General features: G+C 51.3%; 19 protein-coding genes. 18 read left to right on the top strand and 1 reads right to left on the bottom strand.

Annotated elements, in window-relative coordinates:
- Positions 1 to 5 precede the first annotated feature (5 nt).
- The 16 genes from DESMU_RS04150 to DESMU_RS04075 all read left to right on the top strand — a co-directional run bounded on the left by DESMU_RS04150 (position 6) and on the right by DESMU_RS04075 (position 11,543).
- The gene (locus DESMU_RS04150; protein ID WP_013562346.1) at positions 6 to 233 is read left to right on the top strand and encodes a HypC/HybG/HupF family hydrogenase formation chaperone; all 228 of its coding nucleotides are present in this window, start codon (positions 6 to 8) and stop codon (positions 231 to 233) included.
- Positions 234 to 253: 20 nt separating this feature from the next.
- A complete protein-coding gene (hypF, locus tag DESMU_RS04145) occupies positions 254 to 2,557 on the top strand; it encodes a carbamoyltransferase HypF (RefSeq protein WP_013562345.1) in 2,304 nt (767 codons plus the stop codon).
- A gap of 57 nt (positions 2,558 to 2,614) precedes the next feature.
- Positions 2,615 to 3,100, top strand: coding sequence for an NADH-quinone oxidoreductase subunit B family protein (locus tag DESMU_RS04140; RefSeq protein WP_013562344.1), 486 nt, complete (start codon positions 2,615 to 2,617; stop codon positions 3,098 to 3,100).
- On the top strand, positions 3,072 to 3,527 hold the full coding sequence (locus DESMU_RS04135; protein WP_013562343.1) for an NADH-quinone oxidoreductase subunit C: 456 nt from the start codon (positions 3,072 to 3,074) through the stop codon (positions 3,525 to 3,527). The genes DESMU_RS04140 and DESMU_RS04135 overlap by 29 nt, the downstream gene beginning before the upstream one ends.
- 4 nt (positions 3,528 to 3,531) lie before the next feature.
- Positions 3,532 to 4,752 carry an NADH-quinone oxidoreductase subunit D gene (locus tag DESMU_RS04130; protein ID WP_013562342.1) on the top strand — a complete coding sequence of 407 codons (1,221 nt, stop codon included), beginning with the start codon at positions 3,532 to 3,534 and terminating at the stop codon, positions 4,750 to 4,752.
- Complete coding sequence (locus DESMU_RS04125; protein ID WP_013562341.1) at positions 4,725 to 5,126, top strand: 4Fe-4S binding protein; 402 nt, start codon at positions 4,725 to 4,727, stop codon at positions 5,124 to 5,126. Before DESMU_RS04130 ends, DESMU_RS04125 begins: the two co-directional genes overlap by 28 nt.
- Positions 5,123 to 5,395 (top strand): MrpF/PhaF family protein, encoded by a 273-nt coding sequence (locus DESMU_RS04120; RefSeq protein WP_013562340.1) that lies wholly within the window; start codon positions 5,123 to 5,125, stop codon positions 5,393 to 5,395. The genes DESMU_RS04125 and DESMU_RS04120 overlap by 4 nt, the downstream gene beginning before the upstream one ends.
- Positions 5,396 to 5,402: 7 nt before the next feature.
- Positions 5,403 to 5,774, top strand: a complete 372-nt coding sequence (gene mnhG / locus DESMU_RS04115; RefSeq protein WP_013562339.1) for a monovalent cation/H(+) antiporter subunit G — start codon at positions 5,403 to 5,405, stop codon at positions 5,772 to 5,774.
- A 5-nt stretch (positions 5,775 to 5,779) separates the two neighbouring features.
- Positions 5,780 to 6,043, top strand: a complete 264-nt coding sequence (locus DESMU_RS04110; protein WP_013562338.1) for a Na(+)/H(+) antiporter subunit B — start codon at positions 5,780 to 5,782, stop codon at positions 6,041 to 6,043.
- Between the two features lie 2 nt (positions 6,044 to 6,045).
- Positions 6,046 to 6,858, top strand: coding sequence for a Na(+)/H(+) antiporter subunit B (locus tag DESMU_RS04105; RefSeq protein ID WP_013562337.1), 813 nt, complete (start codon positions 6,046 to 6,048; stop codon positions 6,856 to 6,858).
- Positions 6,851 to 7,255 (top strand): Na+/H+ antiporter subunit C, encoded by a 405-nt coding sequence (locus tag DESMU_RS04100; protein WP_013562336.1) that lies wholly within the window; start codon positions 6,851 to 6,853, stop codon positions 7,253 to 7,255. Before DESMU_RS04105 ends, DESMU_RS04100 begins: the two co-directional genes overlap by 8 nt.
- 5 nt (positions 7,256 to 7,260) lie before the next feature.
- Complete coding sequence (locus DESMU_RS04095) at positions 7,261 to 7,764, top strand: Na+/H+ antiporter subunit E (protein WP_013562335.1); 504 nt, start codon at positions 7,261 to 7,263, stop codon at positions 7,762 to 7,764.
- Positions 7,765 to 7,777: 13 nt separating this feature from the next.
- Positions 7,778 to 9,376: a proton-conducting transporter transmembrane domain-containing protein gene (locus DESMU_RS04090; protein ID WP_013562334.1), complete on the top strand. Its 1,599-nt coding sequence runs from the start codon at positions 7,778 to 7,780 to the stop codon at positions 9,374 to 9,376.
- Complete coding sequence (locus tag DESMU_RS04085) at positions 9,373 to 9,729, top strand: hypothetical protein (protein ID WP_013562333.1); 357 nt, start codon at positions 9,373 to 9,375, stop codon at positions 9,727 to 9,729. Before DESMU_RS04090 ends, DESMU_RS04085 begins: the two co-directional genes overlap by 4 nt.
- Before the next feature lies 1 nt (position 9,730).
- Complete coding sequence (locus DESMU_RS04080) at positions 9,731 to 10,735, top strand: complex I subunit 1 family protein (RefSeq protein WP_013562332.1); 1,005 nt, start codon at positions 9,731 to 9,733, stop codon at positions 10,733 to 10,735.
- Between the two features lie 553 nt (positions 10,736 to 11,288).
- Positions 11,289 to 11,543, top strand: coding sequence for a hypothetical protein (locus DESMU_RS04075; protein WP_245526392.1), 255 nt, complete (start codon positions 11,289 to 11,291; stop codon positions 11,541 to 11,543).
- Between the two features lie 135 nt (positions 11,544 to 11,678).
- Here the strand turns inward: DESMU_RS04075 and DESMU_RS04070 are convergent, their stop codons facing one another.
- On the bottom strand, positions 11,679 to 12,167 hold the full coding sequence (locus DESMU_RS04070; RefSeq protein WP_013562330.1) for a hypothetical protein: 489 nt from the start codon (positions 12,165 to 12,167) through the stop codon (positions 11,679 to 11,681).
- A gap of 93 nt (positions 12,168 to 12,260) precedes the next feature.
- Between DESMU_RS04070 and DESMU_RS04065 the strand changes: the two genes are divergently transcribed.
- Entirely contained in the window at positions 12,261 to 15,212 is a 2,952-nt protein-coding gene (locus DESMU_RS04065; RefSeq protein WP_013562329.1) for an ABC transporter substrate-binding protein, read from the top strand.
- A 395-nt stretch (positions 15,213 to 15,607) separates the two neighbouring features.
- Positions 15,608 to 16,714 carry an ABC transporter permease gene (locus DESMU_RS04060; protein WP_013562328.1) on the top strand — a complete coding sequence of 369 codons (1,107 nt, stop codon included), beginning with the start codon at positions 15,608 to 15,610 and terminating at the stop codon, positions 16,712 to 16,714.
- Positions 16,715 to 16,721 lie beyond the last annotated feature (7 nt).

Genomic DNA, 16,721 nt, shown 5'->3' with positions numbered 1-16,721 from the left:
GAGTAATGTGCCTCGGGGTGCCTGGAGAGGTTCTAAGCGTGGATGAAGACAAAGGGCTACGGATCCTTAAGGTTAAGGTCGGCGGTGTGGTTCGCCAAGTCATATCGGCACTGGAAGACGTGAAGCCAGGGGACTACGTCATAGTCCACGCCGGTGTAGCCATAGGTAGGATCAACAAGGAGGAGGCCGAGGAGACGATGAGGCTCCTAATGGAGATAAGCAGCACCAAGTAACCCTGTGAACGGGGTTCTAGATGAGGGCGCTCAGGATAGTGGTAACCGGGCTAGTCCAGGGAGTTGGTTTCAGACCCTTCATAGACAGGCTGGTTAGGCAAATCGGTTTAAATGGCTTCGTGAGGAATGTCGGGGGCAGCGAGGTGGAGATATGGGTTGAAGGAGATGAGGAGGGGCTCTACGAGTTTCTCGCAGCACTCTTCAATGAGAAGCCGCCGCCAGCCCTGATAGACGAGGTGGTTTTCGAGGAGGAATCACCGCTGGGCTACAATGGTTTCACAATCCTGAAGAGCGGTGAGTCAAGGATCCTGAGGTCGAATATACCGCCTGACTTCGCCGTTTGCAAGCACTGCCTAGAGGAGGTATTAGACCCCTCTAATAGGAGATACATGTACCCCTTCAACTCGTGTGCCTGGTGCGGCCCCCGCTTCTCAATGATGTATAGGTCGCCCTATGATCGTGAGAACACGAGCATGGCCAAGTATGTGCTCTGCGAGGACTGTATGAGAGAATACCGTGATCCAAGCAACGTTAGAAGGCATCATGCACAAGGCATAAGCTGCCCTAGGGACGGCCCCAGGCTAACGCTCTACGATAGAGGTTTCACCCGGATCGACGTAGGCGACCCACTGGTGGAGGCTGCAAGATTAATCGACGAGGGATACATAGTAGCTGTAAAGGGGCTGGGCGGCTACCATATAGCATCCCTGGCGACAGATGACGACGTGGTTCAACGCCTAAGGGAGAGGAAGAGGAGGCCTAGGAAACCATTCGCTGTAATGGGGCTTGACACAAGCATTCTTGAGCTACTTGTCTACATGGATGAAGCCGATAGAGAGGTGCTTGAATCCCCTCAGGCACCGATACTCCTCCTCCCGAAGCGGGAGGACTCACCGGTATCAAGGCTTGTCTCGCCTGGTCTAAGCCATGAGGGCGTCTTCATCGCCTACACTCCTCTACATTTCATTCTCTTAATGCATACACGGGACAAGTTCCTCGTGATGACCAGCGGCAATGTCTCGGGCGAACCCATGTGTCGCGACGATGAGTGTGCTAGAAGCAAGCTTTCACAGATAGTCGACTTCTTCCTTGTGCACGACAGGGATATAGTTAACAGGGTTGACGATAGTGTTCTCCGCAAGACCGGTGGGGAATATGTTCTACTAAGGAGATCCCGTGGCTTCGCACCAGCGTGGATAAAGATCCCTGTGAGACTGGAGAGGGAGGTAGTAGCGTTTGGAGGAGACCTCAATAACACCGGGGGCGTCGGCTTCGAGGATAAGGTGGTCTTGACACAGTACATAGGAGACCTCGAGAGCTATAATGCCCAGGTAGAATTGTTGAACGCGATCGAATACATGGTGAGAAACTACGGTGTCTCTCTAAGGGACTCAGTAATAGTTGTCGACAAGCACCCGCTCTACCACTCTCGTAGGCTCGGGGTAGAGTACGCTGAGAGACACGGGATCCCCGTGGTTGAAGTACAACACCACTACGCGCATGTCCTAGGTGCGGCGATCGACAGGGGTCTAAGCGGTCGAGTAGCAGGCTTAGCTGTGGATGGAGTTGGATGGGGCGATGACTCAACCGTGTGGGGTGGAGAGATCCTGGTCTTCGACGCAGGGAAGCCGGGTGCTTACAGAAGGGTAGCGTCGATAGACCACATACCGTTGACCAGCGATAAGGATACTTTGAAGCCTGCGAGACTCGTCTACGGATACCTTGCCAGGAAAGGCTGGAACCTAGATGAAGTGGTGAAAGTGGTTGGGGTCAGGGATCCCAGGGTTCTCTCAGAGGCGCGGGTAGTCTTCAGGATGGTTGACCTCGGCAGGTACACGCTGGCTTCCAGCACCGGGCGACTCATAGATATGGTGGCAGCGCTGCTCAATCCATCAATAGAGAGGAGCTTCGAAGGGGAGCCGGCCATATGGTTGGAGTCCCTTGCACATAGCGGTACACCCAGGCTACTTGAAGGCGTACGCTTCTTCATCGATGACGGTGTGATGCGCCTAGACTACTATGGCTTAGTGACAAATATAATTGAGATGAGGGGGGCTGTGGAGCCAGGCGTCCTCGCAGCGTCATTCCTCTACAGCCTAGGCTACTACTACGGGGAACTCATAGCTGGAACCGTTAAGGGTGAAGGGGTCTCCAGTGTAGTGGTATCGGGTGGCGCAGCCGTCAACGAGTACCTCTACAAGGGGTTGAAGGAGAGGTTGACCCTGGAGGGGTTGGAGCCATTGCTACCGCGCAATATCCCGCCTGGTGATGGAGGCCTTTCCTTCGGCCAGGTTGTTGCCGGTGGTTTAATTAGGTTAACCTAACGCTTAATTTATTTACCTCGCACCAGATACCTCCACAACGAGTTAAGGGTGCTTACATTGAGCAGTGGAAGAGCCGAGGAGAAGGAGTCGAGGAGGGAGTACAAGGTAATCCGGTACAGTCCATGGCTAGTCCACTTCAACACCGGTGCATGCAATGGATGCGACATAGAGGTCTTAGCCGCTATAACACCTCTCTACGACCCCGAGAGGTTCGGGGTGAGGCTGGCGCCAAGCATAAGGCACGGAGACATCCTGGTTGTAACTGGGGCTGTAACCAAGAAGTCCGGGGAAAGGCTTAAAAGACTCTACGAACAGATGCCATGCCCTAAATTCGTGATCGCTGTAGGTGCATGTGCGTGCAGTGGCGGCGTGTTCTCTAAGTCCTACACGGTTCTAGCCGGAGCAGACAAGGTTGTACCCGTATCAATGTATATACCTGGATGCCCTCCGCGCCCCGAGGCCATCCTAGACGGCATCGTGAAGCTTCTGAAAAGAGTAGAGGGAGGGGAGGCGGTTGACGACGGGTGCAGGGGAGAGGCTTAGCTTCATGGATAAATATGTCGTGGAGAAGGGTGTTGTCAAACCAGGTAGAACACTCCTAGTGGTGAAGCCTGAGAACGTGAAACAAGTGTTCGCGGAGATGCTGGAGAAAATCGGCAGGGAGAACATGTATCTCTCAACGATAGTCGCCACCGATATGAAGGATGAGGGGAGAATACGCTTAGACTACTACGTGGTTCTACTCCCGGAGGAGGAAACCATAGTTATAAGGACACACTTACCCAGGGATAACCCAGTGGTGGACTCGATAATAGACGTGATACCCGGGGCCCTGGCCGGTGAGTGCGAGGCCCACGATCTGTTGGGAGTAGTATTCCAGGGCAATCCATTCCTTAGGCGCGGCTTCTTTGTGCCACGCGACCTCGTCGAGCAGGGCAAGTACCCGTTGAGGAAGGATAGCGGGGTGTAGGTGAATGGGTGTGTCAAAGGTTATCGAGGTGCCGTTCACACTGGAGCTCCCAGTGGGTCCACAGCACCCTGCCCTCCACGAGCCACTGCTCTTAAAGGCCTATGCGGATGGCGAGGAAATAGTCAGGGTCGACGTCAACACCGGGTACAACCATAGGGGTATAGAGAAGCTTTGCGAGAGGAACAGCTTCTACAAGGACATATTCATCGTGGGAAGGGTCTGCGGCATATGTAACGCTGTTCACACAAATGTCTATGTTAGGGCGCTTGAAGCAATACTGGGTGTAACGCCTAACAGGAGGGCTAAGTACCTTAGGGTTCTAGCCATGGAGCTCGAACGTATACATAGCCACATGCTGATAAACGCTGTAATGGCTGAGAACATAGGCTTCGAGAACCTCTTCATGAACATAATGCTTGACCGTGAAAGAGTAATGAAGGCGAAGGAGATAGTGACCGGTGGCAGAGTCCTAGCTGACTACATGATGGTTGGGGGAGTTAGAAGGGATATAGACGATGTTAAAAGAGATAGATTGAGAAAGCTGCTCACCGAGCTGAAGCCCCGGGTCGAGTACTATAGGAAGGTGTTCGAGGAGGATGAAACAATACTGAAAAGACTTGTGGGAGTCGGCAGGCTTAAACCAGTTGATGTCACAAGCCATGGATTACTCGGCCCGGTGGCAAGGGCATCAGGCGTCAAGATAGATGCCAGGGCTAGTGACAAATACGACGCGTATGACGAGGTATCCTTCAACGTGGTTACTAGGACAGAGGGTGACTCCTGGGCTAGGATGATGGTTAGATGGGATGAGACGCTGGAATCCATAGAGATGGCTCTCTTCATACTTGATAAACTCCCAAGTGACGGTAGCCCGGTTCCAGACGAGAAGAAGCTGCCGAGGAAGTTCCCGCCCGGCGAGGCCTATACGAGGGTCGAGGCGCAGAGAGGTGAATTAGCCTACTATGTGATGAGTGATGGCAAGGGGATGAACCCCTATAGGGTTAAAATAAGGACTCCAAGCGTCAACAACATAATAAACACCGGCTTCCTTTATGTTGGCTACACCATCCCGGATCTCCCCGTCATACTTACATCACTGGATCCATGTGTTTCATGCATGGAGAGGGTCACGGTAGTGGATCTCGAGAAGAATAGTGTTTACAGGGTGTCGATGAAAGAGCTGAGTGGTGGGGGTAAATGGGTAAGCCGAAGATACTCGGTTTAGCGGTTTCCAACCTGGCCAGTAAGCCTGCCACCATAGAGTACCCTAAGGAGCCTACTCCCGTGGAGGAGGACTTCAGAGGGAGGCATTACGCCGACCTCAGTAAGTGTACTGGTTGCTCTCTTTGCTCTATAGAGTGTCCGGCTGACGCGATAAAGATGACGCCTATACCCGAGGGGTATGATGTACCCAAGTCTAATCCCCGGAGAATATACCCGTTGATAGATTACGGTAAATGCGTATACTGCTACCGCTGTATATCGGTGTGCCCGTTCAACGCGTACATCCATACCAATGAGTACAGGCTGGCCGACCATGTTATCAGCGACTCCTCAGGGCTCAGTCTCTCCACTCTTGGGAAGGGTGGTGTTAAATGATAGTAGACATAGTTGTCCCAGTAACGATACTCGTGTACGCTCTCTCAATAATAATAGTCTTCGTGAGGGCGCTGAAGGGTCCCACCATAGGCGATCAGGTGCTGGCCATAGATGTCATGACGTATGCAACCGTCACATTAATGGTTCTAATAGCCATATACCTGCGGGAGGCCATACTTGTCGTGGTTGCAATACCCCTCGCTCTATGGGTTTACGCTCTCGACATATATGTCGCTAAATACCTGGAGAAAAAGGAGATGGGTGGGTGAGGCACCGGTGATCGGGCTCCTACTGGAATATATTGGTGTAGCACTACTCTCTCTAGGTGCTGTTGCATCCCTTATAGGTGCGATCGGTATGCACAGGTTCAGGAACTTCTACTTAAGGCTCCATGCTGCAACCGTTTCAACCATATGGGGAGGAGTATACCCTATAGTTGGAGCATCACTGCTGGCGATCACTATGCCTGAGCTCGGGGTCTACCGGTGGTTCATGGCTGGCGCCGGCTTCGTGACTGCTTTCATAGTACTGATACTCGCCCCGGCTGGCTCCCATGCATTGGCTCGTGCCGTACACAGGTCAGGGATTTCAAGGGTTGAGCCATGCATTCATGACGCGCTCAACGAGGACATGTGTGTTAAGGGGTGATGTAGTTGATTACAGCTGAGCTGGCAATATACATCCTGATGGCGGCCTCAAGCGTTGCATCAACGATAGCCGTCTACTTTGCCATAGTTGAGAAAGACCTTGTTAAATCGGTGATTTACAGTGCTATTCAGAGCGGCTTCTACACTATACTTTTCTACCTCTTAATGGCACCCGACATAGTGCTCGTCTACTTGCCCGTCTCAGTCGGGTTGATTCCGGGAGTGCTCCTGTTGCTAATTAGTAAGACGGAGAGGAGGGAGAGGGAGTAGCCATGGGGAACCTTATACAACTGGCGATAATTCTGACCATACTCTTCGGGCTCAGCCTCCTAGCCGGCATTGCATGGCAGTGGTTCACGCCTGGTGAATGGTTCAAGTGCCCGTTGGAAGGGATATGCCTCCCCTACTTCTATCTCTGGACAACGTATAACCCTCAGTTGCCCAGCTACACTGTTAACTCACCTGAGGCTGTGACAGCTATAGTATGGGACTACCGTGGGCTCGACACTTTGTTCGAGACATCGGTCTTCTACCTGGCACTTGTAGCCGGGATAGCCTTAGCGAGGGGCATCAGGTACAGGCTGCCATCCGGCGGGGACCGTGGGCTCTCGGTGATCGTTAAAACGGTCTCCAAGCTAACCCTGCCAATGATAATAACGGTCGGGGCCTCAATAGGCCTCCACGGGCATTTGACGCCGGGCGGAGGCTTCCAGGGCGGTGCAACGGCTGCTGTGGCTCCAATGGTAGCCATAATAGTCTTCTCAGTGGCGTTTCTCGTGGAACGCGGGCTCAGCAAGGAGAACATGCTGGTGTTAAGGAGTATTGGGCTCACAGGAATAGGATTAACAGCTGTGCTCCTCTTCTTCGTCGGGCTATTATACGGCGTTAACGCGTATGTCTTCCAGAATATGGCTAAGCCGTTTTCACCCGTGAGCTTCCCATGGGAGGTTAATGGAGCACTTATAAGTGGCACTCTATGGTTCTTCAACCTCTTCGAATTCATTGCTGTAACCGCTGGGTTCACAATAGCATTCATGCTTCTAGCCATGCCGGAGGACTCTGTGGAGGGTGGTTCAGGTGAGTGAGTATATAGTGAACTACTTGTTCGCACTCACGCTTTTCTCCCTGATATTCAACTTCGCGATATCCCTGTACGGGCTATTCTTCAAGTCACACTACATTAAGAAGGTGATAGCGTTAACCATTTTCTCAGACACAATAAACGCCTTCGCAATATACCTCGGCTACAGGAAATGGGTTGACGGAGTAAACCCTCGTCCACCAGTACTGGTGACAGAGCCTACTCCAAGCGCGTTGAAAGAGTTCGTGGCGAGAGCCGTGGATCCATTGCCTCAAGCACTCGTCTTAACAGCCGTGGTGATAGGGTTGGCTGTAACACTCTTCCTAGTCTTCCTCGGCTACCAGCTATACAAGCACTACCATACGCTCGACATGAGGGAGATAAGGAGGCTCAGGGGGTGACGCCCGTGAAAGCTGCAAGAATAGCAGTGGTCTCGGCACTGTCTTTCATAACATACATAGTGTTCTCGGGAAGCATACAGCCCTACGACCTGGTGACAGGTGTAGTGGTGGCATTAGTGACCGGGGTACTCTTCGCCAACATAACGGTCTCTGAGCCGTGGAAGGTCCTGAACCCGGCTAGGTGGTTCTGGCTATTGAGGTATGCTGTAAGGTATTTCACCATTGATGAGACGAAGGCTCACATAGATGTAATAAAGAGGATACTGCACCCGAAGACCCCTGTAAACCCGGCGATAGTCAAGGTACCGTATGAGGCTGTATCAGACTACACAGTGGCATCGATAGCTAACTCCATAACTAACACGCCGGGTACAGTCGTGGTTGAAGTCAGGGAGGATGAGAAGGCTTTCTACGTGCACTGGATCGATGCTAAAACCATTGAGCCCGCTGAGGCGAAGAAGGAGATATCCCTTGTGTTCGAGGAGTACTCTCGTAAAATATTCGAGTAAGAGGTGGTAGTCGATGATACATGAGCTTGCCTACAACCTGACCGGTTTAACCATACCCCTGTTAGCACTCATAGTATTCGTGATACCGTTGATCGAGAAGCTCACTGGTAGTAGGAGAGCCACCTACCTGCTGGCTTTAACTGGATCCATGCTGGCCGCATTCTCATCGGTGATAATACTTATAGCTGTCTATTGGGAGGGCGAACCACTCCTCTACCCCTTTGGCGGTTGGCCTCCCCATTACGGTATAGTGTACGAGGTGGACGGGTTAAACGCGTTGATCGGGGCGTACACAGCGTTGACTATGCTGGCTGTTACATTGTACTCTGTATGGTATGGTCGCCACTTGGATGAGCCAGTATGGTATTATGTACTCCTCCTCGGCCTTGAGATAGGAATGCTGGGATGCCTTTACACAGGCGACGCTTTCAACCTCTTCGTCATGCTCGAGGTTCTAAGTATCTCCGCATACGGGTTGGTGTCGTATCACAAGGGGAGGGCGGAGGCCGTTGAAGCAGCGGCCAAGTACGCTCTGATAGGTGCGGTCGCCACGAACATGTACTTCGGCGCCCTTGTAATACTCTACGTGACACATGGCTCACTAAACATGGGGCTGCTTTCAGCTATCTCGCAGTACTACAGGTTTGCAGGAGAGGGTGTGAAATACGCTGGCTTAATAGTGGTGGCGTTCTCGCTATGGGTATTCACATATAAGTCAGCACTATTCCCCAACCACTTCTGGTTGCCCGACGCACACCCAGAGGCCCCAACCCCTGTCTCCGCAGCCCTCTCTGGGATGGTTGTAAACGTAGGGGTTTACGCCGTGATGAGGTTCATGTACACGTTGTTCGGCCCCAGTAGTTACCTAGCCGGCTACAGGGAGGCAGTGTTGGTGGCTTTATTCATCCTGGGCTCCGTTAGCGGGGTAGTAGGAGCATTATTGATGATGAGTCAGAGAGACGTGAAGAGGTTGCTGGCGTACAGCACCATTAGCCATATCGGGATAATATACATAGGTCTCTCAGCCGGCTTCCTCACGGGCACGGGAGAGGCGGTGAAGATAGCTGTGGCTGGTGCAGTTACGCACATAGTCTCTCATGGTTTAGCTAAGTCAATGCTCTTCATGGCGAGCGGAGTCTTCATAGATGCAGCTGGCTCCAGGGACATGGATGAGATGAGAGGAGTGGGGAGGCTGTATCCCCTAGCTAGCTTTGCATGGGTTGCAGGATTCCTAAGTCTCGCGGGTCTGCTACCCTTCCTAGGCTTCTACTCGAAGCTACTCATATACTATGGATACGCGTACTCAGGCTTCATACTTGGAGGCATAATGATAATAGTGATATCAGCTCTCTCCCTGCCAGGCTACTTCAAGGCTATTTACTCAGTGGTCTTCAGTGTTGGAAGAGAACATAGGAGGGTGAATGCGAGAAGCGTTGAATGGATGCTATTCACCATAGCCATGGTGCTTCTCGTTCTTGGAGCATTATTCCCGTTGATCGAGGGGGTCTTCATGAACGCCTCGGCATCCATTACCACCGTGGACGGCGTTAACAGGTACTACTTGGTTGTTTCACGGGAGATAGCAAGGATCCTCGGGGGTGGATATCCATGATGGTGGATGCAGTAGTGGATCCAACTCTCGCTGCCTCCATGGTTCTAGCTGGTGCTGGACTCTCATTGCTCGCGTCGGCAGCACTATACTACCTGTTGAAGTCGAAGTCCATCAGGGTGACTGGGCCATATCTCTCAGGCGAGGGTGAGGATGTGGTGGGCGAGATATCGCCTGGGGTGGGCAGCCTCTACTATGGGTTCATGAGGAGGTTTGCGAGAAGCCTCTACAGGTTGCTGACCGAGAGGATTCACACAGGCAGTCTTCACGGGTGGTTCATGTTTATTTCATCGTGGCTAGGCTTCCTCGTGTTGCTCACGATACTTGTCCTAGTGTTGATGCTCATGGGGTGGTAGCATGGATACATACATGTTCCTCATATTCGTGTTCTCCGTGCTCGTGTTTCCCGGGCTACTCTTCACAGTGATTCTTTCACTGTTCACACAGTACCTGGTTAGAAAGATAAGTGCCAGGTTCCAGAGGAGGATGGGGCCGAGTTATGTGGGTCCCTATGGAGTGCTGCAACCGTTCATGGATTTCTGGAAGCTTCTAAGGGTTAAGGAGCTGGTTAAATCCAAGTATAGTATGCAGAGGGTTGCAGAGATATCGCTTCTAATAGGCATAGCATGCATCACGGGTGCGATTATACTGTTGCCAATAGGCTTGTTCAATGTTCGGAGCCCACTGGACTATCTCGTCTTCTTCTACATGGCCAGCGTAATGCCGGTGCTAGCACTTGTCCTGGCATCGCTCTCCACACCCGGCCCGTATACTAGTCTAGGTGTGTCAAGGTTGCTCAGCATCCTAACTATTAGTGAACCAGTGTACTTCACGGGACTATTTGTTCCCTGCTTCATTGCAACAGCGGGCTCCCCGATGCTCCTATCCATAGGTAGTGCCTCAACCAGGGTCATGGAGCTCTGGAGCCACCCGGTGACAGCCGTGATACTGCTGCTTTCACTGCTAGCACTCATCGTAGCGCTTCAGTCTAAGGCCATGTATCCACCCTTCAATATCCCTGAGGCCGAGCAGGAACTGATAGCTGGCTTTGAGACCGAGTTCTCTGGACCCTTGCTTGCACTTGTATCATTGCTACACGATATGGATCTAACGGTGTCTCTTCTAGCCGTCGTGTATATAGTCCTTGGGGGGCCAGCCCCATTCCCTCATTTCTCCCTGGGCGGTGTGGTAATGGTTGCATTCAAGTACGTGGCCCTGCTAATTGTCTCCGTGGCGATCAAGAACATCTTTGGCAGGTATCGGCTGGAGCAGGCATTAATCCAGCTGCTGAAGTATGGTGCAGCACCAGCTCTAGCAGCAACACTACTGGCAATGGCGTGGCTACTGCTTCCCCCTGCATAATCCAAGCACCCTGGGAATGCCCCTGGTTCTTACCTCAAAGGATTATTCCTCAACATCCATTCGTTTCTACATTTGAAAGCCTCATTCTCGGGACGGAGAGGAGGTCGGATTCGTCACGCTATTTCATAGGTGTTTGCGACAGTCGGGGGATTCCTGCATACATATCCAGGGCTGAAAGTGCTGATGAATCGTTGGTGTAGCCTTGAAGACTAGGCCTTCGGCGGTATGCTTCAAGCACTGCGTGGGGGAGATTATACAGGTATATATTGGGTTCACTTGTTTAGCCTGGTTGGGTTTCCGCCTTGGATAGGTTTGTTTGTATTTTGGACAAGTAATGGAACTATCGGTTAGAAACCAATGGTTAATACTTTCTAAGGGTTCTTCATACGGTGATATATGGAGTTTATGATAGTAGTATGGATAGTATCACATGATGTAGGGATAGGCATCCCTAATAGCGTTGGCTCAGCGGAACGTATGGTCTGATAAATATGTTTCCCACAATTCCATGGAAAGCTTTTAAAAGCCACAGGATGAATTCAACGATATCTCTATGGGTGGGAGAATGAGCGACGTATTAGGATACCTGGGCATGGTGTTCGTGTTCGCATCATTCATAATGCGTAACTGGCTCTGGCTCCATGTATTCAATGGAATTGGAACAGCACTTTTATTGATCTACGCATTACTATCGGGGAACATAGTTTTCGCCGTAGTGGAAGGCGGCGTCTTAGCCTTACTCCTGTATAAAGTGTACCAGGATCTAAGCCACCCAGGTGAGAGGGCCCTTAGGAGCGAACCCGGGTAGCAATACATGGTTTTCCAAGACTAGGGGGCTGTAATGCAATGAGGCTTGTGGTGGACTAATACTATTACCTACGAAGTACTGGAGTGAGGCGGTGGAGATGAATGCTGTTAACCATGAATCCGTGAACCGTGTTCTTCAAGATGGGGAGGTCACTTTTTCCAGTGTCCTCAGGTATATGTAGGTAGCCATGAGGACTGTGCCAACTATGAATGTTACGAGGGATAGTATTGAAAGCGCCATGAAGGGTTTCACCGCTCTGAGGCCTGTGAGCGTTATAGATGTAAGTGTCGTATTCTCCATGGACATTATGCTGTAGAAGGGATGGTTCAGCGTGAGATTCACGGCTTCGCCCGGCTTAACTGTCACCGAGTACTCGACGATCCTGTCGAATACCATGAGCGTGGATGAATGGTTATCCATGTTCCTCAGTGAGAGGGTTAGATTCACCAGATCCTCGGCTCCAGTAACCCCTAGGATCGATGTAAGCTCAACTGGTTCAGCAGGCACATCGAAGACGCGTTCAGCCGAGTACTCGATGTAGTGTGTTGTCATTGACACTAGGGAAAGCGGGATTGATGCCACCAGTGTGGCTAGTCCAAGAATCATCAATAGCCTTGGCGACAACTAGTCGACCCCTCTCCAGCCCACTTACTTATAGCGGGCTAAGATTTATATACCTACCAGGGTAATCCTTAATATATCGTGTGGGTGAGGGTATTGAATAGGTATATCCCCTTACTGGTATTAACCATAGTATTAGTCTCACTACTAGTTGTACCGATCCAGACAACAGTGGCACAAACCACCCAGCCTGGGCCAGCGGTCGACAAGATAACAGTTGTCAGGAAAACCATAGAGGAGGTTCCAGACGCGTTAACCAGTGGTGCCATAGACGCATACATGTTCAGCTTGAAGCCTGCTCAGGCAGCACAGTTGCAGGGTAAGCAGGGCATAACCCTGTACTCGGCGCCGGCCGGCCTGATAGAGCTAACCCTTAACCCTGCCCCAGTATATGTAGCTGTACTCAACGGCTCTGTCTCAATAACTGAGGCAGCATCCAAGCTCGGAGTCCCCGCTGTAGCCATAACCAACATATACACTACTTCGGAGGGGAAGACGGTAGTAGAGCTTGGAGCCTACCCAGGTAAAGGAGTAAACCCGTTAGCATTCAGGGAGATAAGGTTCGCCTTGAACTACCTAATAGACAGAGTGGCTGCCGCTAGCACGATAATGAGGGGCTTCGCTGTCCCAATGTACACATTCCTAAGCCAGTATGACCCTGACTACGCTGTGATAGCAGACATCATTGCGAAGTACGAGTTTACATACAACCCTGGATACGTTGACCAAGTGATCACCGATGTGTTATCCAAGGTGGGGGCAGTAAAGATCGGTGGTAAATGGACTTACGAGGGTCAGCCCATAACGCTGAAGTTCATAATAAGGCAGGAAGATGAGAGAAGAGACATAGGCTATATGTTCTCATCGGAGCTCAAGAAGCTTGGCTTCGAGGTCAATGAGATGGAGATGACGTTCTCTCAGGCCATAAACATAATATACGGCACAGATCCAGCTGCCTTCGAGTGGCATATCTACACTGCGGGATGGGGTAAGGGCGGTATCGACCGTTACGACTCAGGCACGATCGCACAGTTCTGTGCCCCATGGTACGGGTACATGCCTGGTTGGGGTGAACCCACCTGGTGGAACTACAAGAACGACATGATCGACACCTTAACACAGAAGATCTACCAGGGCAACTACGCAAGCAAGGCTGAGAGGGATGAGCTATACAGGAGGGCGACTGAGCTCTGTATAAAGGACGCTGTCAGAATATGGGTTGTCACAAGGCTGGACACATGGCCCGTTAGAAGCGAGGTGAAAGGCGTCACACTAGACCTCGGTGCTGGTTTGAGAGGCATATGGAACCTGCGTGAAATGTATGTGGAAGGCCGCAACGAGTTGAAGCTCGCCCACCTCTGGGTGTGGACGTCCTCGAGTGCATGGAACACTTGGGGAGGCTTCAGCGATGTATATAGCGTTGACTTCCAGAGGGCCACTTATGATCCATCAATGTGGAACCATCCATTCAACGGTGAACCAATGGCTTTCAGAGCACCCTACGTGGTGGTTACAGCGGGTCCCACTGGGAAGCTCAATGTCTCATCTAGTGCGGTAATATGGGATGTCAGCAAGAAGCAGTGGGTACCTGTACCGAACGGTACCCAGGCTACAAGCAAGGTTGTCTTCGACTTCAGCAAGATTGTAGGTGCGAAGTTCCATAACGGCATAACTATAACATGGGCTGATGTCGTCGGCTACCTGGCTTACCTATTTGACCTGATATACGACCCCAACTACAGTAGCCTAGAGCCAAGACTCTCGTCCTCAAGCAAGCCCTGGGCTGACACGGTGAAAGGCTTCGAGTTCGACTTCAACAACAAGAAGGTCACAGTGTACATCGACTACTGGCACTTCGACGAGAACTACATAGCATCCTGGGCGTCATTCAGCCCCGTCAACCCGATTGAGATACATGCAGCGACATTTGAGCTGGCTCTCGACAGGAGGAGTGAAACCAAGTATGTGCTCTACCAGAAGAAGGGCTATGAATGGTTCAGCCTCGTATGGCCAAGCCATGTTGCAAAGGTCAAGGAGACCCTGCAGTCATACAAGAACAACAATAACGTCCTCTCCAAGGTCAACAAGTACGCCATGGGCCTATTGAAGATGGATGAGTGGAATGCCAGGATCGATGCTGACATCAACTGGATCAACACGTATAACCTTGCATGGATAAGCTATGGTCCATTCATGCTGACGAAGCTCGACACCCAGAACCAGGTGTTGGAGCTGAAGGCCTTCAGGGATCCAACATATCCATTCAAGAAGGGTGACTGGTACTTCGGGCAGCCGGTTGCAACATCAATCCTGTCGGTATCGCTAGAGTCTCCAATAGCGAATAAGATACTGCCTGGACAGCCAGCCAATATCACGGTTAAGCTATCCGGTATCCCACCGTTCTCATTGAAGTACATGGTGAAGGATCCACGGGGCATAATAATAGCTACAGGAACCGGCGAGAAGGTAAGTGAGGACACATTCAAGGTAGTGTTAACTCCAGAGTTCACTAAGGGCCTAGCATACGGGAGCAAGTACACTATAGTACTCATAGGGTTATCTGAGGAGGTGGCTATACCCGGCATCTCCAAGCAGATAGTTGACACAGCATCGCTCGCCGAGGCTCTCTCAATCCAGAATGTGAGCGATGTACTGGCAAACGTGAGGTCATCCGCCATAGCCCAGATAAACACCATTGTGTCGGAGCTGAAGGAGCAGAAGGCAGTAGACCTCGACACCCTGAGAGACCAGCTTGCCTCAGCGTTGTCTGGAGTAGCCGGTGTACTCGTTGACCAGTACGTCTCATTGATAGGCACAGCCATGGACAACATGAACAGGCTCTCGCAGACAACCGCGTCCACGATAAACTCTCAGGTTTCAAGCCAGATACAGCAGATCAGAACCGATATGGCTGCACTGAGTGAAAAAGTCGACGCTACACAGAACACCTTGAACTCACTGCAGACCTACATATTTGCGAACATAGCGCTGACAATAATCGCTATAATACTCTCAATAGTTGCATTACTCAGGAAGCCTAAGGCTTAGACAACCATCCACGAGACACGACTTTTTTTAAACCCCCTTATACCTGACCCAACCCGTCCTAGCGGGCACCCCCGTGCATGAAAACACGGGGAGACCTAGGATATACCTGCACATCCCTGGAGGACTCTATCCTTTCGAGAGCCCTCATTGAATCAATACCTTGTATGCTTTGCACCCGTCATCTATGGGGCGGTCGTGGTGGTCAAGGGGCTAGCCCTGGAGGCAACGCTCGGGGTTGGGGATACCTCACGGTTCACGGAAACCTCCTTTCCCTTCGTATCGCGTCCCCACAGTATTTAAACCCTTCAACCCCGCCCCGAAAGACAAGGCTTTCAACTGTAGCTGTATATTTATAAGCTTACCCCTTGATTACGAATATCGGCTAGGGTGGTTGAATGCCTGGTGCCGGCTACTACATAGCTAGGCGCGGAGTGATTTTGCTTGTTTCATATGTTGCAATAATAATTATAATAGCAGCGATCCTTGAGCTCTCAGGATACGCGTCCCAGATATACGAGGCCATGGTTAACGAGCTCGTGAGAGCGGATGTAGATGCATTGATGAAGTCTCATCAGGGCCAGGTGGATCCAGCATACCTACAGGAGTATAGGCTCAACAGAACCATAGAGTACAAGAAGCAGTTCGGGCTGATAGATGAAAACGGTAACCCCATACCACCCTATGTAAGGATGTGGCGGCTTGTCTACAACGCGCTGACATTGAACTTTGGCAAAACCAAGGAAGACATGGTTGCCATGGTTGTGCCAACCATGCCGCCTGCGAGCATTACATATATAATAGCAACCGTTCTCCCGAGAACAATAATAGTTGTTACAACAGGCGAGCTCATAGTCATAGCCATAGCTCTTGCACTAGCTCCAAGGATAGCCTACAGGCATGGAACACTAGTTGACAGGCTTGTAGTGGCTTATGCAGCTGTCACCAGTGCAGTGCCCTTATGGTGGCTTGCAATGCTATTCATAAGGGTATTCGGCTACCAGCTTGGATGGTTCCCAACAAGCCTCAGGGGGGTTACAACACCGCTGAACCAGTTCTGGGCTAACCCAGGGCAGAACTTCGTGAGTATACTCTGGTATATCACGCCGCCGCTCGTGGTGTTCACAATAATAGCGCTTGGAGGCTGGTTATACGGTGTAAGGGCAATGGTCCTCAGGATAGTCAGAGAAGACTATGTAATGGTTGCGAAGGCGAAGGGTCTACCGGAAAAGGATATTACTAGGAAGTACATTATGAGGCCTTCCCTTGCACCCATATTGACTAACGTTATACTTGCACTGGCTGGGACGCTGGGCGGTATGATAATCACTGAGTCAGTATTCGACTGGCCTGGTATGGGAACCCTTTACTACGCGGCAATCGTGACAGGTGACACCGAGACGATTGTAGCATTATTCGTGGTGTATGTCGGCGTGTACTTAATAGCTAGGTTCATACTTGAAATACTCTACGTACTAGTAGACCCCCGCGTGAGGGCAAGATAGGGGGTGG

This window comes from Desulfurococcus mucosus DSM 2162, from assembly GCF_000186365.1.
GTDB lineage: Archaea > Thermoproteota > Thermoprotei_A > Sulfolobales > Desulfurococcaceae > Desulfurococcus > Desulfurococcus mucosus.
This window is presented reverse-complemented; position numbering and strand designations above follow the sequence as displayed.